We start from the raw sequence: 20,078 nt of genomic DNA on the forward strand, positions 1-20,078 counted from the left end.
CCGTCCCCGCAAGCCCCGATAATCAGGCCCGGCGCCGACGGCGGAAAAGCGCCAGCGCGCCCAGCCCGGCCGCCATCAGCCCGCCCGCCGCCGGCAACGGCGCCTCGGCCTCCGGCAGCACGACGCTGCCTGGCGCGCCCGGCAGGGCCGAGCTTCCGAACGCCGCGAGGCTGACCTCGGAGAACGTGGTCGGCGGCTCGCTGACGGAGAAAGCGGAGGCCATGATGAACCCCGAGCTCGGCGCCGCGTTGCCGTCCCCGTCATGTGGGGCGCCCAGGATATGCCCCAGCGAATGAGCCACGAGCATGGTGGAGAGGCCCAGGCTCAGCCCGCCCTCCGCCTGCACGACGCCGTAGGGATCGCCGCCGACATAGGACAGCGTCATGGCCCCGCCCTGAACGTCGCGCACCCCGCCGATATAGGCGGTATGGGCCGAGGCCGGAGGCGCCAGCGCGTCGCGGAAGTCCACCAGCGCCGCGTTCACGTCGATCTCGCCGCCGCCGGCCTCGACATAGGAAAAGTTCAGCACCCGGGTCGGAGTCGGGAACAGAAGCGCGATCCCGGCCGGGTCGAACATGGTCTGCAGCAGGGTCTCGTCGATCTCGGGCGTCAGGCAGGTCGCGCCGGAATCGGTGCAGACCGAGACCAGCTGCACCGCCATTTCGCGCGTATGGACCGGCAGCGCCTGGGCCGCGCCGGCCCCGATCGCGAGGCCGAGCCCCGCCGCCAGCAGCGCGCGCGCCGCCCCCGCCGACGTCGCCGCCGCGAAGCGCGGGACGGCGCCGGCCGCGGCGGGATGGATGAAATTCGGATTGCGTTTCGGCGACATGGCCTGGTCGGCCCGCGCGGCCTCGTATCGGATCATGCTTCCCCCCATAGCGGCGACCCGCCCCCAGGCGCGCCGGTCCCGGGCATCCTGCACGCTTCTCGACGCTACGGCAACCTCCAACATCCGGGCCGGTCGGCGCGTCCGCACCCGGCGGGAGAACGCGAAAGGGGCGCGGCCTGCGCCGCGCCCCTCGCCTTCGTCCGGCCCGCTCCGCGCAGGAGCGCGCGGCGTCTTACTCGTAGCCGATCATGTCGTAGATCAGCTGGGCCTTGGCCTGGTTGCGGCCGAGCTCGGCCAGGTTCAGGTCGTCCTGGCGGAACAGGCCGAGCTGCGCCACCGAGTCCGCCAGCCCCACGCCGGGCGCCGCCGGATATTCGTCGTTGCCGGCCGAGAAATACTTCTGCGCGCTATCGGAGGCGAGATATTCCAGGAACTTGACCGCGTTCTCCGGGTTCGGCGCGGAGGCCAGCAGCGCGCCCGCCGACACGTTCATATGCGCCCCGGCGCCCGACTGGTCGGGGAACACCCAGCCGATGCCGTCGATGCTGGCGCTCAGCCCGTCCACATCGGTGCGGATGCCGCGGGCGAAATAGTAGGTGTTGGCCACCGCGATGGCGCATTCGCCCGACACGATGCCGCGCAGCTGGTCGGTGTCGCCGCCCTGCGGATCGCGGGCGCGGTTGTCCCACAGGCCCTGCGCCCAGTCCTGCGCCGCCGTCTCGCCCTCATGCGCGATGCGCGAGGCCATCAGCGACAGCATGTAGATGTTGGACGACGAACGGGTGCAGATCATGCCCTTGTATTTCGGGTCCGCCAGCTCGGCATAGGTCCGCGGCGGCTCGGTCACCGTCTCCTTGTTGTAGAAGATGATGCGGGCGCGCTGGGAGAAGCTGAACCACAGGTCGTCGGGATGGCGCAGATAGGCGGGGATGCGCGCCTTCAGCGCGGCCGAGTCCACGGGGGCCAGCAGCCCGGCTTCCTCGGCCCGCCACATGCGGCCGGCGTCGGTGGTCAGGAACACGTCGGCGGGGGAATTCGCGCCCTCGGCCTTCATCCGCTCGATCAGCTCGTCGGCGCCGGCCTCGATGCGGTTGATGGCGATGCCGGTCTGTTCCTCGAAATCGGAATAGAGCCGTTCGTCGGTGTCGTAGTGGCGCGAGGAATAGAGGTTCACCGAGCCTTCGGCGACGGCGGCCGGGGCCGCGATGACCAGGGCGGCGAACCCGGCCAGCGCGGCGGAGGCGGCGCGGCGGGCGCGGGATGCGCGGGGGGCGGTGTGGTCGGCGTTGCGCTCGGGGGCGGCGAGGTCGGCCATCTGGGTCTCCCGTTGGTGTAGTCGCGCCCGGTTCCCGCATCGGCGGGCCGGGGCGCTGGCGGGCCGCGTCGAGGCGTGCGCGCCGCGACGTCGGTCGCGGTCTTGTTGGCCTCGCGGGGCGCGCATGTCAATTCCGACCATTGTTCTCGGTCAATATTTCCGCGGGCGGTTTTCGACCGTCTTCCGGCGGTCGGGCGGCGCGGATCGCGCAGCCGGCGCAGGGGACGCCGCCCGCCCTTTCCCGCGGGGTCGGCGGGCGGGCGATGCGGCCGGCGCAGCCGGGCGCGAGCGCCGGACGCCGACCCCGCGGGCCGGCGCGCCCCATGACGCTGCGCCGCAACCCCGGGCTCTGGCCCATGCTGCGCTGCGGCGATAGCCTTCCCCCCTACCCGGCGCCCGCCTCCCGCGCGCCGCCCGCTCCCTCCCCCCGGAGACGCCCATGCCGACCCGCCCCCTCCGCGTGCTCGTGGACATGAACATCCAGCGCGCGCCCGACAGCCGGCCGTTCCGCGACCAGCTCGCCTCATTGCTGCCCGGGCACGAGGTCTTCGCCCTGCAGGACGACTTCCCCGAGCACGCGATCGAGGCGCTGGCCACCGCCCATCTGCGCCCCGGCCTCGCCCGCCGCCTGCCCGCCCTGCGGCTGGTGCAGAAGCTGGGCGCCGGCGTCGACACCATGGTCCGCGACCCCGACCTCGCCCCGGGCGTGCGCATCACCCGCCTGCGCCATGACGGGCAGGCGCAGGACATGGCGGAATGGGCGCTGTCGCATGTGCTGGCGCTTCATCGCGACCACGCCTGGTACGCCTCTCTCCAGGCCGCCCGCGAATGGTCCGGGCGCACCGCCCGGCCCGCCCCCCTGACCACCGTCGCCGTGCTGGGCCTGGGCGAGATCGGCGGCCGCGTCGCCCGCGCCTTCGCCGCCGTCGGCTTCCGCGTGATCGGGTGGAGCCGCTCCTCCCGCGCGGTGGAGGGGGTGGAGACCCGCTCCGGCCCCGCCGCGCTCGACCCGCTGCTGGGGGAGGCGGATTACGTGATCGCCGTCCTGCCCTCGACCGCCGAGACCTCGGGCCTTTTCGGCGCCGCCCGGCTGGCCGGGATGAAGGACGGCGCGACGCTGCTGAACATGGGCCGCGGCGACCTGGTGGACGAGGCCGCCCTGCCCGAGGCGCTGGACGCCGGCCGCCCCGCCCGCGCCGTGCTGGACGTGACGCGCATCGAGCCGCTGCCGCCGGAAAGCCCGCTCTGGGCCCACCCCGCGGTGACCCTCACCCCGCATGTGAGCGGGCGGAACACCGGCGACGCGATGGCCGCCACCGCCGAGAATTTCCGCCGGCTGGCCGAGGGCCTGCCCCTGCTGGACGAGGTCGACCGGACCCGCGGCTACTGAGCCGCCGGACCCCGCCTCGGGGGGGGCCGCGCCCGCCCCGCCCGTGGAAACGCCCCGTCGCGCATTGACCCCGTCCCCGGCCGCGGCCCAAGGTCGGGCGCCGCAGCGCAACAGACCGCCGCAACAGAACCGGGACCGCCGCCATGAACGCCCCTCTCGTCCACAGCCGCCACCACAACCTGATCATGGACGTGCACGCCCCCGCCACCGAATGGCGCCGGGACATTCACGCCCATCCCGAGGTCGGCTTCGAGGAGCGCCGCACCGCCGCCCTGATCACCGAGCGCCTGCGCGCCTTCGGCGTGGACGAGATCATCGAGGGCCTGGGCGAAACCGGCGTGGTCGGCATCATCAAGGGCCGCGCCCCCGGCCCGATGATCGGCCTGCGCTGCGATATCGACGCGCTGCCGATGCAGGAGCGCACGGGCCTGCCCTACGCCTCGGTCCATGACGGCAAGATGCACGCCTGCGGCCATGACGGGCACACCGCCATGCTGCTCGCGACCGCCCGGATCCTGGCCGAGACGCGGGATTTCGCGGGCTCCGTCGCGCTGATCTTCCAGCCGGCGGAGGAAGGCGGCGGCGGCGGGCGCGAAATGGTGGTCGGGGGCCTGTTCGACAAGGCCCCGTGCGAGACGGTCTGGGGCCTGCACAACATGCCCGATCAGCCGCTGGGGACCTTCACCTCGCTGACCGGCGGGGCCATGGCGGGGATCGACTATTTCGACATCGCCATCGAGGGCCAGGGCACCCATGCCGGCGTCCCCCATGCGGGCGTGGACACGGTGCTTGCGGCCTCCCATCTCGTGGTCGCGGCCCAGTCCATCGTCGGACGCAACCTGTCGCCCTTCCAGGCGGCGACCATCGGGATCTCCATGTTCAAGGGCTCGGACGCCTATGTGGTGATGGGGGACCGGGCGGTGATGGGCGGCTCGGTCCGCTATTTCGACATGGCGGCGCGCGACAAGGCCGAAGCGCGGCTGCGGGCGCTGGCCACCTCCATCGCCGAGGGTTTCGGCGCTCGGGCCGTGATCGACTACCGCAAGAACTACCCGCCCTGCATCAACCCCGCGGCCGAGGCCGACATCGCCGCCGAGGTCGCCGCCAGCGTCGTGGGCCCCGAGAATGTCGAGCGCGAGGCCGAGCCCTGCATGGCCGGCGAGGACTTCGCCTTCATGCTCAACGAACGGCCGGGGAATTACATCTGGATGGGGACCGGGTCGCCGGACCATGTCTCGGGCAAGCTGCATTACCCGGATTACAACTTCAACGACGCCGCCATTCCGCAGGGCGTCGCCTACTGGCTGGCGCTGGTCGACCGGCTGCTGCCCGCGTCCTGAGGCCAGCCCCGGCGCGGACGGTCCCCGGCGGCGCCCCTGCCGGAAAGGCGCGCGGTCGGGCGCGCGGTCGGGCGCGCGGTCAGGCGATGTCCTCGACCGCGACGCCCAGGCGCGCGGCGTAGAGGTCGAGCGTCCGCCGCCAGGCCGGCCGGGCCGAGGCGCGGGCGTAAAGGTCCGCGACGCGGGGATAATCGCCAAGCAGATCGGTCCTGCGGATTTCCCGCAGGACCGAGACCAGCAGGATGTCGGCGACCGTGAACGCCTCGCCGGCGATCCAGGGGCGGTCGGCCAGCCGCCGCTCCAGCCCGTCCAGCCAGCGCCGCGCGGCCTCGACCATGCCGGCGCGGCGGGGATCGGCCTCGCCCTCGCCGAACTTGTCGATCAGCTGCAGCTCCATCATCGGCCGCTCCACCGTGGCGAGCGCCGCGAAGCACCATTGCGCGACCCGGGTCCGCCCTTGCAGGTCGGCGGGGATCAGCCGTCCGGACGTCTCCGCGAGATAAAGCAGGATGGCCCCGGACTCGGCCACCACGAAGCCGTTGTCCTCGATCACCGGCAGCAGGCGGAAGGGGCTGATCCGGCCGAAATCCTCGCCCAGATGCTCGCCCGCGGCATGGTCGAGGCCCCGGACCCTGTAGGGCAGCCCGGTCTCCTCCAACGCCCATTGCGCCCGCAGGTCGCGGGTCTCCCCGATCACCGCGGGGAACAGCTTTCCGAAGCCGTGGAGCGTGATCATCGCGCGCCTCGCGTCATGCCGCAGGGGTAAGGGCCCAGCGTAACATGACCGCGACGGGGCGGGCAAAGGGGGCGGCAGGCGCGACCCCGCCCCCCTCCCGCTCAGGTCCGGCGGATCAGGCGGCGGCGCCGATGGCGCGGAAATGCAGGCGGCCGGCGCCGTAGATCGCGTCCATCGCCAGCAGGCGCTTGAAGTAGTGACCGACGCTGAGTTCGTCGGTCATGCCGACCCCGCCATGCACCTGCACGGCGCTTTCGCCCACTTCGCGCCCCATGCGCCCGACCTGCGCCTTGAGCAGACGCAGATCGCGGGGGGCGCAGGCGCCGGCCTCGGCCATGGCGGTGGTCACGATCAGGGTCGAGCGCGCCTTCTGATGGGCCATCGCCATGTCGGCGATGCGGTGGCGCAGGGCCTGGAAACTGCCGATGGGCACGCCGAACTGCTTGCGGTCGGCGGCGTATCGCGCGGTGATCTTCACCAGCGCCCCCATCGCCCCCACCGCATCGGCGCAAAGCGCCAGCACGGTCGGCGCCAGCGCCGCGTTGAGCAGATCGCAGCCCGCGTCCTCGTCCGCCAGCACATCCGCGGCCGGAACCCGGACGGCCTCGAAGCGGATATTGGCGCCGCGCCGCCCGTCCACGGTGTCATAGGCGTCCAGCGTCACGCCGGGCGCATCCCGCGCGACCAGCGCCACGACGATCCCCGCACGCGCCCCCGGCGCGCCGGAGACCCGGGCCGAGACCACCAGATGCGTCGCGATCTCCGCCGCCACGACATAGCGTTTGGCGCCGGACAGGATCAGCTCCCCGCCCTTGCGCGTCGCGGTCATGGCGACCCGCGCGGGCTCGGCCAGGGCCCGGCCCTCCTCATGGGCGAAGGCGATGGGGGCGCCGCCCTCGGCGAAGGCGGCGAGCGCGGCCGCGCCGCCCTCCCCCGCCCCGCCATGGGCGAGCGCCAGCGCGCCGGGAAGCGCGGGCAGCCACGGCTCGGCCAGCAGCTTCGCCCCCATCACCTCGGCCACCGCCACCAGGTCGACGACCGAGCCGCCGAGCCCGCCGCGATCCTCCGGCAGGGTCAGCGCCATCAGGCCCATCTCGGCCAGATCCGCCCAGATCTTCGGATCATGCCCGCCGGAGGCCGCCACGACCGCCCGCCGCGTCTCGAAATCGTAGTTGCGCTCCAGGTATTTCCCGAGGCTGTCGCGCAGCATCACCTGTTCGTCGGTGAAGGTCAGGTCCATTCGTCGTCGCTCCCTCTGCGCTCAGGCCGGAATCACGATGCGGGCGATGAGATCGCGCTGGATCTCGTTCGAGCCGGCATAGATCGAGGCGGCGCGGGTGTTCAGGTAATAGGGCATGGCCACCATGTCGAAACCGTCGCTCAGCGGGCCGGAATTGGCCCCCACCGCCAGCGCGTCGAGCTGCCGGGGCAGGCCCTCCAGTCCCGCCACCTCGATCATCATCGCCGACAGCGCCTGCGAGGTTTCCGAGGACAGGGTCTTCATCATCGAGGGATAGGCCGGGTCATGCGCCGGCTCGCCGCCGCCGCGGGCGTGGCGGAAATGATAGTCGACCGAGATCACGTCGGCCTCCAGCATCCCCAGCCGCTCCTGAAAGGCGGGATCGTCGGCGATCACGCCGCCCATGCCGTCATCGGCCCGCGCCGCGGCCTCCCGCAGGGCCGCCAGCCGCCGGCGCAGGGCGGGACCGGGAGAGCCGCCGCCGCGCTCGTATTTCAGCAGGTGCTTGGCGACCGACCAGCCGTCGTTCTCCGCGCCCACCCGGTTGGCCTTGGGCACGCGCACGGCGTCGAAGAACACCTCGCACTGCTCGGGGAAGCCATCGAGCCCGATGGTCTTCTTCACCGTCAGACCGGGCAGGTCCATGGAATCGAGCAGCAGGAAGGTGATCCCCTGCTGCTTCTTGCCCTCGGTCGAGGTGCGCACCAGCAGGAACATGCGGTTGGCGTGATGGGCGTAGGTGGTCCAGATCTTCTGGCCGGTGATGAGGTAATCGTCCCCATCCGACACCGCCATGCAGCGCAGGGAGGCGAGGTCCGAGCCCGAGTTCGGCTCCGAATAGCCCTGGCACCAGAAATCCTCGCCCGAGAGGATGCCGGGCAGGTATTTCGCCTTCTGCTCCGGCGTGCCGAGGTCGATCAGCAGCGGGCCGATCATCTTCAGGTTATGCGGCAGCAGCGGCGGCAGCCCGCGGCGCTCGCATTCCTGGGCGAAGACGTCGGCCTGTTCGGCGGACCAGCCGGCGCCGCCATGCTCCACCGGCCAGTTCGGCGCGGCCCAGCCCCTGGCGGCGAGAATGCCCTGCCAGCGCATCGCCTGTTCGAAGGGCGCGAAGACGCTGGTGGTCTTGGCGCCCGCCTCGACCAGATCGGGGGTGACGTTGGCGTCGAGGAAGGCGATCACCTCCGCGCGGAACGCCTCGAGGGCTTCGCCCATCTCCAGGTTCATGGGGTCTCCTGTCTCAGCGTCTGGCGAAGGCGGCGATGCGCTCGGCGCTGTCGGGGCCGCGGCCTTCGGATTTCGACCATTCGTGGCGCAGGCCCTCGTCGAGGCCCATGCCGTCGGTGGCGTCCAGCAGCCGCTTGGCGGCGGCCTGGGTGAAGGTGGAGCCGGCCAGCAGGCGGCGGGCCAGCGCCTCGATCTCGGCGTCGAAATCGGCCGCGGGGACCACGAACTCGGCCAGCCCGATGCGCAGGGCTTCGTCGGCGAGGATGGTGTCGGCGGTGAACATCATGCGCTTGGCGGTGGCGACGCCGACCCGGCGGGGGAGCCGCTGGCTCATGCCCCAGACCGGGGTGAGGGACCATTTGGCGTGGGTGTCGCCGAATTTCGCGTCATCGGCGGCGAGGATGAAATCCGCCGCCAGCGCCACTTCCAGCGCGCCGGTGTAGCAATGGCCATGGACGGCGGCGACCACCGGCCTGGGCAGGGTCTCCAGCATCCGCAGCGTCTCGGACTGCCAGCCCGGCGGCGGCGCGTCGCCCCCCGCGGCGATGCCGCCAAGGTCGTTGCCCGCGCAGAAACAGCGCCCGGCGCCGCGCAGCACCACGCAGCCGATGGCGTCGTCCGTCGCCAGCGCCTCGATATGGGCGCGCAGTTCGCGGAACATCGCCAGGTTGAGAGCGTTGAGCTTGTCAGGCCGGTTCAGGGTCAGGATGGCGAGACCGTCGCGGTCTTCGCGCAGGACCAGCGCGGTCATCGCTGGGGGTTCCGGATGCGGGTGAAGATCGGGGCCATGGCGTCCTCCCAGACGGCTCGTGGTTCGTTGCTCGTTGTTCGGGGGCCGGCGGACCGGCTGCGCCGCTTTACGGACGCTATCCGTCCACAATAGGCGGGCGCGCCCCCGGCGCAAGCGGGGAGAGGGTCGCGGGGACGGTCGCGGGAAGGGGCCTTCAGCGCGGCGCGAAGGCTCGCATCAGCAGGTCCACGAGCGCATCGCAAAAGCGCGCGGTCTCGTCGCCGGTCATCTCGTGCGGGGTCGCCTCGATGCGGGCGTGGCGCTGGGTGGTGGGGCCGACGACCATCAGCACGGCGAGATCGAGGTCGATATCCGCCGCCAGTTCGCCGCGATCGCGGGCGCGATGGAAGATCTTGCGCATCCGGCGGGCGGCGGTGGCCTGGAAGGGCGCGATGATCTCCCGGAAATCCGGGTGGCGCAGGGCGTCGACCTGGGCGTTCATCACCATGCCCGAACGGTTGTCGGCGAAGCGCGCCATCGACAGCGCCACCCATTCCGCGAGGTCTCCGCGCAGGGAGCCGGTGTCGAGATCCTTCATCGGCTCCCAGCGCAGGTCGAAGGCGGCGGCCAGCAGCGCCTGCCGGTTGGGCCAGCGCGCATAGATCGCGGCCTTGCCCACCCCGGCCTCGCGCGCGATGCGCTCGATCGAGAATCCGGACCAGCCATGTTCGGCATAGAGCCGCATGGCCGCGTCATGCACCCGCCCCTCCAGCGTCGGATCGCGGGGGCGGCCAGGCGGTTTGCGGTCGGGTTCCGCAGGGGCGGACCCGGCCGCGGCCTCCTGCGGCGTCGCGGAACGGGGCGAGTCGGGGTCGGGCTCTTGCATGGGGTCCCCGCGCGGGTATTTTGGACGAAACACGTCCGTTACCGGACGCCTGACAGGCGCCAGATAACGGCAGGGAGGGAGATGCCGCAATGCCAAGCCGCGCGGATGCGCCGCTGGCCGGGATCGAGGTCATCGACCTCGTGGCCGGCCCGATGGCCGCGATCGGCCGAACGCTGGCCGAACTCGGGGCCGCCGTGACCCGGGCGGAGCCGCCGGGCGGGGCCTGGGACCGGCCCCGGCCGGACCATGGCGACCCGGCCGCCGGGCTGGACTTCGCCGCGCTCAACGCCGGCAAGGGCTGCGCGGTGCTGGACCTCGCCACGCCCGGAACCGCGCGCGACCACGCCGCCCGGCTGGACGCGATGCTGGAGCGGGCGCATCTGGTCCTGCTCGACATCGGCCCCCGCGCCGCCTTCCCGCTGGATCCGGACGCCCTGCGCGCCCGTTTCCCCGGGCTCGTGGTCATGGCGGTCGGCGATTTCGGCCGGGCCGGCGGGCGCGAGACCTGGCAGGCCACCGACCCGGTGCTGCACGCGCTGTCGAGCGAACTGTCCCGCTCCGGCCTCGAAGGCCGGGCGCCGCTGATCCCGCCCGGACGGATCGCGGCGGGGACGGCGGCCTCGCACGGGGCCTATCTCGCCACGCTGGCGCTCTATGACCGGATGCGGACCGGGGCGGGGGCGCTGCTGGATTTCTCGGCGCGGGATGCGGCCATCCACGCGCTGGACCCGCCCTACGCCACCGCCGGCGCCGCGTCCTCGGGCGGGCCGCCGGAGGACGCGCCCCGCGCGCGGCCCGCCCCCGGCGTCTACTACCCCATCGTGCGCTGCGCCGACGGGCGGGTGCGGGTCTGCGTGCTGTCGCCCCGGCAATGGCAGGGGCTGTTCCGCTGGATGGGGGAGCCCGCGGAGTTCGCCGACCCCAGGTTCAACCAGATGCGCGAACGCTACGCCTCGCCGCGGCTGGTCGAGGCGATCCGCGCCTTCATGGCCCCGAAGACCCGCGCCGCGCTGGAGGAGGAGGGCGCCGCGCATGGCGTCGCCGTGGGCGCGCTGCTGAGCCTGGAGGAGATGCTCGACGGCCCCCACGCGCAGGCCCGCGGGGCGGAGACCTCGGTCCCCCTGCCCGAGGGCGGGACCGCGACGCTGCCCAACGGGGTGATGGAGATCGACGGCGCCCGCGCCGGCCCGCGCGGCGGCCCGCCGGCGGTCGGTGACGTCCCGGCGCCCGCCCCGGCGGCGACCTTCCCCGCCCCTCCCGCAGCCCCTCCCGCAGCGCCCGCCGCAACCCCCGCCGCGCGACCGCTGGAGGGCCTCAAGGTCCTGGATCTCGGCGTCATCGTGGTCGGCGGGGATCAGAGCCGCCTGCTCGCCGATGCCGGCGCGGACGTGATCAAGGTCGAGGCCAAGGCCTTTCCCGACGGCTCCCGCGCCGCCATCGCGCTCGACCGCATGAGCCCCAGCTTCGCCTGCGCCCATCGCAACAAGCGCAGCCTGGGCCTGAACCTGCGGGCGCCGGAGGGGCGGGACCTGTTCCTGCGCCTCGCCGCCCGGGCCGACCTGGTGCTGTCCAACTTCAAGCCCGGAGTGATGGAGAAGCTGGGCCTCGGACGCGCGGCGCTGGCGGCCGCCAATCCGGGGATCGTGCAGGTCGACAGCTCGGCCTTCGGGGCGACCGGTCCGTGGTCGGACCGCATGGGCTACGGCCCGCTGGTGCGCGCCAATGCCGGGCTGTCGGGCATGTGGCGCTATCCGGACGATCCCGACAGCTTCTCGGACGCGCTGACCATCTATCCCGACCATGTGGGCGCGCGGGTCGGCGCCGCCGGCGCGCTGGCCCTGCTGATCCGGCGGTTGCGGACCGGGCGGGGAGGGAGCGCCTCGGTCAGTCAGACGGAGGTGATGCACGCGCATCTGGCCGCCGAGATCGCCCGCCTGCGCGCCGGCCTGCCCTTCGAGGGGCCGGACGCCGCCCCCGACGCCCCCTGGGGCGTATTCCCCACCGCGGGCGACGACGACTGGTGCGCCGTCACCGTGCGCGACGACGCCGACTGGGCGGGGCTCTGCGCCGTGCTGGGCCGGGACCCGGAGGCGAACGGGCTGGGAACCGCCGCCGCCCGCCGCGCCGACCGGCGCGACGCCGAGGCGCCGCTGCGCGCCTGGCTGGCCGGGCGTCCCGCGGCGGAGGCGATGGAGGCGTTGCAGGCCGCCGGCGTCCCCGCCGGCGCCATGGCCCGGGTGGGAGACCTGCCCACGGACCCGCATCTCGTCGCCCGCGGTCATTTCCGCACCGGCGCCCATCGCCTGCTGCCCGCCCCCTTCCCGGTCGAGAACGCCCCGGTCCTTTCGGACCGCTGGCCCGACCCGCCCGACCGCCCGGCCCCCGAGGCCGGCGAGCAGACCCGCGAGGTCATCGCCGACTGGCTCGGCCTGACCTCCGAAGACATCGCGCGGCTGGTCGCCGCCGACATCCTCGAGCCGCCGGCGGACGCAACGCCCGCCGCCGCGCCCGACCCCACATGAGGAGCCCCGAAATGGAGCACGCCAACGAAGAGGTCCTGGTCGAACGCCGCGGCCATGTCATGCTGATCACCCTCAACCGCCCCAAGGCGCGCAACGCGGTGAACGTGAAGGTTCACATGGGCCTCGGCCTGGCGCTGGAGGACGCGGAGGCCGATCCCGAGATCCGCTGCGTGATCCTCACCGGCGCCGGCGACAAGGCGTTCTGCGCCGGCGCCGATCTCGTGGCTCTGTCGCGGGGCGAGAGCCTGCGCCCCGAGGATCCCGCCCACGCCGCCTGGGGCTTCGCCGGCTTCGTCTCGCACCCCATCGGCAAGCCCATCATCGCCGCGGTCAACGGCTTCGCGCTGGGCGGCGGTTCGGAACTGGCGCTGGCCTCCGACATCGTGATCGCCGCCGACACCGCCGCCTTCGGCCTGCCGGAAGTGAAGCGCGGGATCTTCGCGGCCGCCGGCGGCGTGTTCCGCCTCGGCCAGCAGATCCCCAAAAAGATCGCCATGGAGATGATGCTGACCGGCGATCCGATCTCCGCCGAGCGGGCGCTGGAGCTCGGCCTGGTCAACCGGGTGGTCCCCTTCGACGGCCTGCTGGACGCGGCCTTCGAGATGGCCGAGAAGATCGCGGCCAACGCGCCGCTTTCGGTCCAGGCCTCCAAGCGCATCGCCATGGGGATGGACGGAAACGCGGTGCCCGCCGACGCCGAACTGTGGGAGCGAAGCACGCGCGAAGGCGCGAAGGTCTTCGCCTCGCTCGACGCGAAGGAGGGCCCGAAAGCCTTCGCCGAAAAGCGCGCGCCCGTCTGGCAGGCCAAGTAAGGACCCGACCTGGATGACCAAGCCCAATGTCGATCTCGACCCCGAACGCGTTCCCGTCATCGTCGGGGTCGGTCAGATCAACGACCGCCCCGAGGACCCGGAGGACGGGCTCGACAGTCTCGGCCTGATGGCCGCCGCGCTGCATGTCGCCGACGATGACGCCGGCGGGGTTCGGCGCGGGGGCGGGCCCGGCTGGCTCGATTCGATCGACAGCCTGGCCGTGGTCTTCCAGATCTCCTGGCCGCAGGAGAACGACATGGCCGTCGCCCTGGCGGAGCGGCTGGAGGTGGCGCCCGCGCACACCTTCACCACGCCCACCGCCTCGGGCGACGGCCCCATCCGCCTGCTGAACGAGGCCGCGAACCGGATCGGCGAGGGCGTCTCGAAGATCTGCGCCGTGGTCGGGGCCGAGGCCCTGCGCAGCGCCGCCTATTTCACCCGGAAGGCGGCGGCCGAGGGCCGCGCTTCCGACTACAAGTCCATCGCCGAGGTCGCCGCCTCCCGCGCCACGCCCCTGCGGCGGCGCTACGGGCTGCTGGCGCCCATCGACGTCTACCCGCTTTACGAGAACGCCACCCGCGCCGCCTGGGGCCAGACCCTGGCCCAGGCCCAGGCCGAGACCGGAGAGATCTGGTCCCGCTTCGCCGAGGTCGCGGCGGGCAATGACGGCGCCTGGATCCGCCGCGGCGCCACGGCCGAGCAGATCGTGACGCCCGGCCCCGACAACCGCCCGCTGGCGCATCCCTACACCAAGCTGATGGTGGCCAATTCTTCGGTGAACCAGGGGGCGGGCTTCATCGTGACCTCGCTGGCCGAGGCCCGCCGGCGCGGCGTGGCGGAGGACCGGCTGGTCTATGTGGGCCGCGGCGCGGCGGCGATGGAGACGCTCGATCCGCTGGAGCGCGACCGCTACGACCGTTCCACCTCGATGACCCTGTCGCTGACGCGGGCGCTGGACCTGAACGGGATCGACGCCGGCGGGGCCGCGGCGGCGCTCGACCATGTGGAGCTCTATTCCTGCTTCCCCTGCGTGCCGAAGATGGCGCGGCGGGTGATCGGCTGGCCCGAGGACCGGCCCGCGACCGTGTTCGGCGGGCTGACCTTCGGCGGCGGGCCGATCGGCAATTACATGTCCCATGCGGTGGTGGAGATGGCGGAGCGTCTGCGCGAGCGCCGCGGCGGCGAGGCGGGCGAGGCGGGCGCGCAGGCCGCGCTCTCCCCCGGCATGGGCCTGCTTTTCGCCAATGGCGGCATCGCCACCAAGAACCACGCCATCGTGCTGTCGAACGCCCCCATCGCCTCGGCGGCCTTCCCGCAGGATTTCGACATCCAGGCCGAGGCCGAAGCCGTGCGCGACCCGGTCCCGCCGCTGGCCGAAACCGCCCCCGGCCCGGCGCGGCTGGAGACCTGGACGGTGTTCTACGACCGCCAGGGCGCGCCGCGTCACGGGGTTGTGGTGGCGATCTCGGACGAAGGCGGCGCCCGCACGCTGGCCAAGGTCCCGGCCGAGGACGCCGCGACGCTGGCCTTCCTCACCGATGGCGCGGCGGAGCCCGTGGGCTCCCGCGGGGTGATCGAGCCCGGCCCCGACGGCGACCAGATCTGGCGCCGGGCGGGGTGATCGACAGGGGGGCGGCGCCAGGCGCGCCCGCCCCCTCCGCCGCGCGAAAGGCGGGCTGGCGCCCGCCCTACGTTATCCGCATCCGCGCCGTTCCGTGCCAGCTTCGCGACGCCAACCGGTTTCGGGGTGGGCCCGCCCTCCCGCTCCCCTCGCCCCCAAGGGGGGAGAGGGACAGGGTGAGGGGGCGCCCCGCAGGCCATTCATGGCCGGAGACATGGGAACGCCCCGCAAGGGGCGCCGGCGGACTGACGCCCGCTCCCGTCCCCGCCCGCCCCGCCTAGCGCCGCGGCGCCGGGATGAACTCCGCGTCGTCGCCCGGCGGCAGGCGGAACCGGCCATGGGCCCAGTCGCCCTCGCGCCAGGCCTCCTTCGCCGCCTCGATCCGTTCCTTCGACGAGGCCACGAAATTCCACCAGAGATAGCGGGGCCCCTCCAGCGTGGCCCCGCCCAGCAGCATCACCCGCGCCCCCTGCGGCCCCGCGGTCATCGAGATCCGATCGCCGGGCCGAAACACCATCATGCGGCCGGCGGGATAGGGCTCGCCCGCCACGCTGACCTCGCCCTCCACCACATAGGCGCCCCGGTCCTCGTGCCCGTCGGGCAGCGGGATCGCGGCGCCGGGGGCCAGGACCGCGTCGGCGTAGAACAGCTCCGAGGCCACGCTCACCGGCGCGCGCTCCCCCCAGGCCTCGCCCAGCACGACGCGCACGGTCTTGCCCTCCGCCTCCAGCTCGGGGATGGCGTCGGCGCCGACATGCTCGAATTCGGGGGGGCGGTCCTCGTGGTCCTTGGGCAGCGCCACCCAGGTCTGCACCCCGAAGAAGGGCATCGGATCGGTCCAGGCCGCATCGTCGGTGCGCTCGGAATGGGTGATGCCATGGCCCGCGACCATCCAGTTGACCGCCCCCGGCTCGATCCACTGGTCGGCGCCGAGGCTGTCGCGGTGATGCATGCGCCCGCGGAACAGGTAGGAGATGGTGGCGAGCCCGATATGCGGATGCGGGCGCACGTCGAGCCCGCGGGTCGGCAACAGCTCCGCCGGGCCCATCTGGTCGAAAAAGATGAAGGGGCCGACCATCTGGCGCTTCGGCGCGGGCAGCGCCCGGCGCACCTCGAACCCGCCGATGTCGCGGGCGCGGGGGACGATGACGGTCTCGATGGCGTCGACCGCGTCGCCCTTGGGCAGGTCGGGGTCGAGGGCGGGGTTCCAGCTCATGGCGCGGCTCCCGGGATCAGGCGGCGCAGGAGACGCGCCGCGGCGCCATCCTGCCCGCGCCCGCCCGCCGCAGGCAAGCGCGGGAGGCCGGGGGGAAGGCCGGGGGACGGGCGCGCGCCCGAAGCGCCCCCGAAGCGTCGCCGCCCGAGGCGTCGCGCCTCAGTTCCGTCCCCGGCCCCGGCCGGTCAGTCGCGACGGCCGAGCCAGATGGTGTGGCGCGCGCCCTTGCCGGTGCGCCCGGCGCGGACGGTCAGCGTCTCCACCTCGAAGCCCGCGCGCCCGATCCGGCGCCCGAAATTCCCGTCCGGAAAGGCCGACCACACCGCCAGGATCCCGCCCGGCGCCAGCGCCTGGCGCGCCGCCGCCAGCCCGGCCTCGGTATAGAGCCCGTTGTTGCCGGGGCGGGTCAGCCCCTCGGGCCCGTTGTCGACATCGAGCAGGATGCCGTCCCACCTGTCCGCCGCGGCCTCGGCCCCCGCCGCGGCCCGGATGCGGGCGCCGACATCGGCCACCACCACCTCGGCCCGCGGATCGGCGAGGCTCTCGCCGAAAAGCTCGGACATCGGCCCGCGGGCCCATTCGACGATCTGCGGCACGATCTCGACCACCTGGAACCGCGCCTCCGGCCCCGTCGCGGCCTGGGCCGCGCGCAGGGTGAAGCCCATGCCCAGGCCCCCGATCATCAGCCGGGGCGCGGCGTTCCCCGCCGCGGCCAGCCGCTCGATCACCAGGGTGGCCAGCGCCTCCTCGGAGCCCGAGAGGCGGGAGTTCATCAGCTCCGTCCCGCCCCCCAGCTTGATCGAGAACTCATGCCCGCGCCGCGCCAGGCGCAGCGTGTCGCCGCCCGGCGTGGTCGCCTGTCCCAGATGCACCCAGGGCTGCATGACGCGCCCCCGTCAGTCGCGGTCGCGGGGCGGACGGCGCTTGCCGCCGCCGCCGGGGCCGGCGCCGTAGCCGCCGCCACCGCCACCGCCGCCATAGCCGCCGGGGCCGCCCGACCCGCCGCCGCGATGCGGACGCCGCTCCCGGTCGCCGCCCGACGGCGGCCGGCGCGAGCCGGTGAAACGGTCCGACCCCGGGGGCGGGCCGTCGGAGGGACGCGCGCGCACGCCCTTCTCCATCATCCCGTCCGGCCCCAGCGCCGCCTTGAAATCATCGGCCCGCGCGGCGGAGATCTGCACGTAGCTCTCCCCGTCCAGGATGCGGATGGCGCCGACATCGTTGCGGTCGATCTTGCCGGCCTCGATCAGCATGGGCAGCAGCCAGCGCGGCTCCGCCCGCTGCTTGCGGCCCACCGACAGCTCGAACCACACGCTGGGTCCGAACGGCCCGCGGGGCGCGCGCGGGGCGGAGGAGACGTTGGCGACGTCGATCAGCTCCTCCGGCGCGGCCATGCCGGCGCGCAGGCGGCGCAGGAAGCCGGCGGCGACCGCTTCGGCCCCGTGCTTTTCCAGCAGGGCGGCGATCATCGGGGCTTCCTCTTCGGTGACGGGGGCGGTCAGGCCCTCGTCCTCAAGGATGCGACGGTCGTCGTTGGCGAGGATCTCGGTCGGGCCGGGGGTCTGCGCCCAGTCGGCCTTCACGCCGGCCTGGTTGAGCAGGCTCTCGGCCCGGCGCCGGCCCTTGACCGGCACGATCAGCGCGCAGACGCCCTTGCGCCCGGCCCGGCCCGTGCGGCCCGAACGGTGCAGCAGGGTTTCGGGGTTGGAGGGCAGGTCGGCGTGGATCACCAGTTCCAGCCCCGGAAGGTCGATGCCCCGCGCGGCGACGTCGGTCGCCACGCAGACCCGGGCGCGGCCGTCGCGCATGGCCTGCAGGGCGTGGGTCCGCTCGGTCTGGCTCAGCTCGCCCGACAGCGCCACCACCGGGAAGCCCCGGTTGGCGAAACGCGCGGTCAGGTGGCCGACCCCGGCGCGGGTGGAGCAGAACACCAGCGCGCTGTCCGCATCATGCAGGCGCAGGATGTTGTAGACCGCGTTCTCCCGGTCCGACGGCGCGACCATGTAGGCGCGGTAGTCGATGTCCACATGCGGCGCCTTCTCCTCGGCGGTCTGCACGCGGATGGCGTCGCGCTGGAACTTGCCGGCCAGCGCCGCGATCCCGCGGGGCACGGTGGCGGAGAACAGCAGCGTGCGGCGTTCCTCGGGGGCGGAGCCGAGGATGAACTCCAGGTCCTCGCGGAAGCCGAGGTCGAGCATCTCGTCGGCCTCGTCCAGCACCACGGCGCGGAGCTGGTCCATCTGCAGGGCCCGGCGCTCGATATGGTCGCGCAGGCGGCCCGGCGTGCCGACGATGATATGGGCGCCGCGGTCGAGCGCCCGGCGCTCGGCCCGCGGGTCCATGCCGCCGACGCAGGAGGCGATGACGGCGCCGGCGGGGGCGTAGAGCCATTCCAGCTCGCGCTGCACCTGCAGGGCCAGTTCGCGGGTCGGCGCGACGGCGAGGCCGAGCGGCGCGCCGGCGCGCTCGAAGCGGTCGGCGTCGCCCATCAGGGTGCGGGCGATGGCGAGCCCGAAGGCCACCGTCTTGCCCGAGCCGGTGCGGGCGGAGACCAGCGCGTCACGCCCGTCCACGTCGGGTTCGAGCACCGCGCGCTGGACAGGGGTGAGGGCGTCGTAGCCGCGGGCCGCAAGGGCCTCGGCCAGCGCCGGGGGAACGCCTAGGGATTCGATCATGGGTAGCTTTCGTGCCGGGGGCGGTTGGGCCGCGGCGTCAGGGCCGTGTCAGTCAGGCCGGTTCGCTGGGGCCGTGCGGTTGAGGCCGGGTTACTGAGGCCGGGCAGGTTCGGCCCGGACGGGTCCGGGACGGGCGAGGGCGCGGAACGCGGGCGGGGCCGGAACCGCGGGGGGGACCTGGAAGCGGCCGCCCGACGGAATCGTCTCTGGGCCCGCGAAGGCCCTGGGGCGGGACATGACCGCTTGCGCGCCGAACCGCAACCCGTCCGGACGCCGCGGGACGCGGCTTTGCGTCCCGCGTAGGGCCCGGCGGGGGGCGTTCGGGCGGGGCTCAGACGGGGTTCGGGCCCGCTTCGCCCCCCGCAGGCCCTTCAATTTCAGGCGGATCGGGGTCAGGGTGGCGGCCGTTCCCGGCCCCGCGGCCGGCGCGGATCGGCGGACGAAGCGATGCGAGAGATCATGGTGAACGCGGCCCGGCGCGGGCGCGAGAGGCTGCGCGACCTCGGGCCGGGCCTTCTGCTGGCCGCGGCGGTGGCGACGGCGGCGGAGCTGCTGGCCTGGCGCTACGGCGCGCCGGCGACGCTGTTCGCGCTGCTGATCGGCATCGGGTTCCACTTCGCCGCCGATGGCCCGCGCGCCGCGCCGGGACTGGCCGCCTGCTCGGGTCCGCTGCTGCGCGTCGGCGTGGCGCTGCTCGGCTTCCGGGTGGAGGCGGCGGATGTCGCCGCGCTCGGCCCGATCCCGTTCCTGGGCGTGGCGGGGCTGACCGCGCTGACCTTCGCGGGCGGCGTCGGCTTCGCCCGTCTGGCCGGCCTGCCCCGGCGCTTCGGGCTGCTGGCCGGGGGCGCGGTGGCGATCTGCGGCGCCTCCGCCGCGCTGGCGATCGCCGCCCTTCTGCCCCGGCGCGAGGCGGAGGAGCGCGACCTGCTCTACACGCTCGTCGCCATCACCGCGCTGTCTTCGGCGGCCATGGTCGCCTATCCGCTGCTGTTCGCGGCGATGGGTCTGGACGAGGCCCGCACCGGCTTTCTGATCGGCGCCACGATCCACGACGTGGCGCAGGTGGCCGCGGCCGGCTACGGCGTGGGCGAGGGCGCCGGCGACGCCGCCACGCTGGTCAAGCTGGAGCGGGTGATGCTGCTGCCCGCGGCCCTGCTGGCCGTCGCCTGGCTGGAGCGTCGCGGCGCCGGGCGCGAGGCCGCGGCCCGCGCCGGGATCGCCGACACGCCCCCAACCGACACGGCCGCGCCCGACACGCCCGCCCCCGAGCCTGCCCAACCCCGCCCGCGGCTGCCGCTGTTCGTCTTCGGCTTCGCGGCCTGTCTCGGCCTCAACAGCCTCGGGATCGTGCCCGAACCGGCCCATGACGCGCTGCGGGCCCTGTCCTCGGGCCTGCTGGTGCTGGCCATCGCCGCGCTGGGGGCGCGGACCTCCCTGCGGGCGATGGGTCAGCTGGGGGCGGGGCGGATGCTGACGCTGCTCGCGACCTCGGCCCTGCTTCTGGGCGCGGCCCTGGCATGGGCCGCGCTGGCCCTCTGA

16 protein-coding genes are annotated in these 20,078 nt (G+C 73.8%); 6 read left to right on the forward strand and 10 right to left on the reverse strand.

The genetic code is table 11. The features are described 5' to 3' along the window. Positions 1 to 22: 22 nt before the first annotated feature. Positions 23 to 865, reverse strand: a complete 843-nt coding sequence (locus tag BLV24_RS15330) for a VPLPA-CTERM sorting domain-containing protein (RefSeq protein ID WP_092683328.1) — start codon at positions 863 to 865, stop codon at positions 23 to 25. Between the two features lie 196 nt (positions 866 to 1,061). Continuing rightward, entirely contained in the window at positions 1,062 to 2,144 is a 1,083-nt protein-coding gene (locus tag BLV24_RS15335; protein ID WP_092683330.1) for an extracellular solute-binding protein, read from the reverse strand. Positions 2,145 to 2,583: 439 nt separating this feature from the next. On the opposite strand from BLV24_RS15335, the gene BLV24_RS15340 reads away from it, so the two are divergent. Further along, positions 2,584 to 3,534, forward strand: a complete 951-nt coding sequence (locus BLV24_RS15340; protein WP_092683332.1) for a 2-hydroxyacid dehydrogenase — start codon at positions 2,584 to 2,586, stop codon at positions 3,532 to 3,534. 143 nt (positions 3,535 to 3,677) lie between these two features. Next, positions 3,678 to 4,874 carry an amidohydrolase gene (locus tag BLV24_RS15345; protein ID WP_245710588.1) on the forward strand — a complete coding sequence of 399 codons (1,197 nt, stop codon included), beginning with the start codon at positions 3,678 to 3,680 and terminating at the stop codon, positions 4,872 to 4,874. Positions 4,875 to 4,953: 79 nt separating this feature from the next. Here BLV24_RS15345 and BLV24_RS15350 read toward each other — a convergent pair whose 3' ends face one another. The 5 genes from BLV24_RS15350 to BLV24_RS15370 all read right to left on the reverse strand — a co-directional run bounded on the left by BLV24_RS15350 (position 4,954) and on the right by BLV24_RS15370 (position 9,693). Then, the gene (locus BLV24_RS15350) at positions 4,954 to 5,610 is read right to left on the reverse strand and encodes a glutathione S-transferase family protein (RefSeq protein WP_092683334.1); all 657 of its coding nucleotides are present in this window, start codon (positions 5,608 to 5,610) and stop codon (positions 4,954 to 4,956) included. A 115-nt stretch (positions 5,611 to 5,725) separates the two neighbouring features. Next, positions 5,726 to 6,850 carry an acyl-CoA dehydrogenase family protein gene (locus BLV24_RS15355; protein WP_092683336.1) on the reverse strand — a complete coding sequence of 375 codons (1,125 nt, stop codon included), beginning with the start codon at positions 6,848 to 6,850 and terminating at the stop codon, positions 5,726 to 5,728. Between the two features lie 21 nt (positions 6,851 to 6,871). Then, the gene (locus BLV24_RS15360) at positions 6,872 to 8,077 is read right to left on the reverse strand and encodes an acyl-CoA dehydrogenase family protein (RefSeq protein ID WP_092683338.1); all 1,206 of its coding nucleotides are present in this window, start codon (positions 8,075 to 8,077) and stop codon (positions 6,872 to 6,874) included. 13 nt (positions 8,078 to 8,090) lie between these two features. Further along, positions 8,091 to 8,828 (reverse strand): enoyl-CoA hydratase/isomerase family protein, encoded by a 738-nt coding sequence (locus BLV24_RS15365; RefSeq protein WP_092683340.1) that lies wholly within the window; start codon positions 8,826 to 8,828, stop codon positions 8,091 to 8,093. Positions 8,829 to 9,021: 193 nt separating this feature from the next. Further along, positions 9,022 to 9,693, reverse strand: coding sequence for a TetR/AcrR family transcriptional regulator (locus BLV24_RS15370; RefSeq protein ID WP_092683342.1), 672 nt, complete (start codon positions 9,691 to 9,693; stop codon positions 9,022 to 9,024). Positions 9,694 to 9,782: 89 nt separating this feature from the next. Between BLV24_RS15370 and BLV24_RS15375 the strand changes: the two genes are divergently transcribed. From BLV24_RS15375 to BLV24_RS15385, 3 genes are read left to right on the forward strand one after another with little or no spacing between them, the layout of a single operon-like run. Beyond that, complete coding sequence (locus tag BLV24_RS15375) at positions 9,783 to 12,215, forward strand: CaiB/BaiF CoA-transferase family protein (RefSeq protein WP_092683344.1); 2,433 nt, start codon at positions 9,783 to 9,785, stop codon at positions 12,213 to 12,215. 11 nt (positions 12,216 to 12,226) lie between these two features. Next, positions 12,227 to 13,027 carry a crotonase/enoyl-CoA hydratase family protein gene (locus tag BLV24_RS15380; RefSeq protein ID WP_092683346.1) on the forward strand — a complete coding sequence of 267 codons (801 nt, stop codon included), beginning with the start codon at positions 12,227 to 12,229 and terminating at the stop codon, positions 13,025 to 13,027. Between the two features lie 13 nt (positions 13,028 to 13,040). Next, positions 13,041 to 14,648 (forward strand): acetyl-CoA acetyltransferase, encoded by a 1,608-nt coding sequence (locus tag BLV24_RS15385; RefSeq protein WP_092683348.1) that lies wholly within the window; start codon positions 13,041 to 13,043, stop codon positions 14,646 to 14,648. A gap of 277 nt (positions 14,649 to 14,925) precedes the next feature. On the opposite strand, the gene BLV24_RS15390 is transcribed toward BLV24_RS15385, so the two are convergent. From BLV24_RS15390 to BLV24_RS15400, 3 genes are all read right to left on the reverse strand, one after another. Then, positions 14,926 to 15,864 carry a pirin family protein gene (locus BLV24_RS15390; protein WP_092683350.1) on the reverse strand — a complete coding sequence of 313 codons (939 nt, stop codon included), beginning with the start codon at positions 15,862 to 15,864 and terminating at the stop codon, positions 14,926 to 14,928. A gap of 185 nt (positions 15,865 to 16,049) precedes the next feature. Beyond that, on the reverse strand, positions 16,050 to 16,748 hold the full coding sequence (locus tag BLV24_RS15395; protein ID WP_092683352.1) for a polyamine aminopropyltransferase: 699 nt from the start codon (positions 16,746 to 16,748) through the stop codon (positions 16,050 to 16,052). Positions 16,749 to 16,760: 12 nt separating this feature from the next. Continuing rightward, the gene (locus BLV24_RS15400; protein ID WP_092683354.1) at positions 16,761 to 18,539 is read right to left on the reverse strand and encodes a DEAD/DEAH box helicase; all 1,779 of its coding nucleotides are present in this window, start codon (positions 18,537 to 18,539) and stop codon (positions 16,761 to 16,763) included. Positions 18,540 to 18,986: 447 nt separating this feature from the next. Between BLV24_RS15400 and BLV24_RS15405 the strand changes: the two genes are divergently transcribed. Continuing rightward, the gene (locus tag BLV24_RS15405; protein WP_092683356.1) at positions 18,987 to 20,078 is read left to right on the forward strand and encodes a YeiH family protein; all 1,092 of its coding nucleotides are present in this window, start codon (positions 18,987 to 18,989) and stop codon (positions 20,076 to 20,078) included.

The sequence above is a fragment of the Albimonas donghaensis genome, from assembly GCF_900106695.1.
GTDB classification, from domain to species: domain Bacteria; phylum Pseudomonadota; class Alphaproteobacteria; order Rhodobacterales; family Rhodobacteraceae; genus Albimonas; species Albimonas donghaensis.

Excerpts from the sequence above, each read along its gene's own strand:
- BLV24_RS15330 (WP_092683328.1), bottom strand. The coding sequence starts at position 865 with ATGATCCGATACGAGGCCGCGCGGGCCGACCAGGCCATGTCGCCGAAA.
- BLV24_RS15335 (WP_092683330.1), bottom strand. The coding sequence starts at position 2,144 with ATGGCCGACCTCGCCGCCCCCGAGCGCAACGCCGACCACACCGCCCCC.
- BLV24_RS15340 (WP_092683332.1), top strand. The coding sequence starts at position 2,584 with ATGCCGACCCGCCCCCTCCGCGTGCTCGTGGACATGAACATCCAGCGC.
- BLV24_RS15345 (WP_245710588.1), top strand. The coding sequence starts at position 3,678 with ATGAACGCCCCTCTCGTCCACAGCCGCCACCACAACCTGATCATGGAC.
- BLV24_RS15350 (WP_092683334.1), bottom strand. The coding sequence starts at position 5,610 with ATGATCACGCTCCACGGCTTCGGAAAGCTGTTCCCCGCGGTGATCGGG.
- BLV24_RS15355 (WP_092683336.1), bottom strand. The coding sequence starts at position 6,850 with ATGGACCTGACCTTCACCGACGAACAGGTGATGCTGCGCGACAGCCTC.
- BLV24_RS15360 (WP_092683338.1), bottom strand. The coding sequence starts at position 8,077 with ATGAACCTGGAGATGGGCGAAGCCCTCGAGGCGTTCCGCGCGGAGGTG.
- BLV24_RS15365 (WP_092683340.1), bottom strand. The coding sequence starts at position 8,828 with ATGACCGCGCTGGTCCTGCGCGAAGACCGCGACGGTCTCGCCATCCTG.
- BLV24_RS15370 (WP_092683342.1), bottom strand. The coding sequence starts at position 9,693 with ATGCAAGAGCCCGACCCCGACTCGCCCCGTTCCGCGACGCCGCAGGAG.
- BLV24_RS15375 (WP_092683344.1), top strand. The coding sequence starts at position 9,783 with ATGCCAAGCCGCGCGGATGCGCCGCTGGCCGGGATCGAGGTCATCGAC.
- BLV24_RS15380 (WP_092683346.1), top strand. The coding sequence starts at position 12,227 with ATGGAGCACGCCAACGAAGAGGTCCTGGTCGAACGCCGCGGCCATGTC.
- BLV24_RS15385 (WP_092683348.1), top strand. The coding sequence starts at position 13,041 with ATGACCAAGCCCAATGTCGATCTCGACCCCGAACGCGTTCCCGTCATC.
- BLV24_RS15390 (WP_092683350.1), bottom strand. The coding sequence starts at position 15,864 with ATGAGCTGGAACCCCGCCCTCGACCCCGACCTGCCCAAGGGCGACGCG.
- BLV24_RS15395 (WP_092683352.1), bottom strand. The coding sequence starts at position 16,748 with ATGCAGCCCTGGGTGCATCTGGGACAGGCGACCACGCCGGGCGGCGAC.
- BLV24_RS15400 (WP_092683354.1), bottom strand. The coding sequence starts at position 18,539 with ATGATCGAATCCCTAGGCGTTCCCCCGGCGCTGGCCGAGGCCCTTGCG.
- BLV24_RS15405 (WP_092683356.1), top strand. The coding sequence starts at position 18,987 with ATGCGAGAGATCATGGTGAACGCGGCCCGGCGCGGGCGCGAGAGGCTG.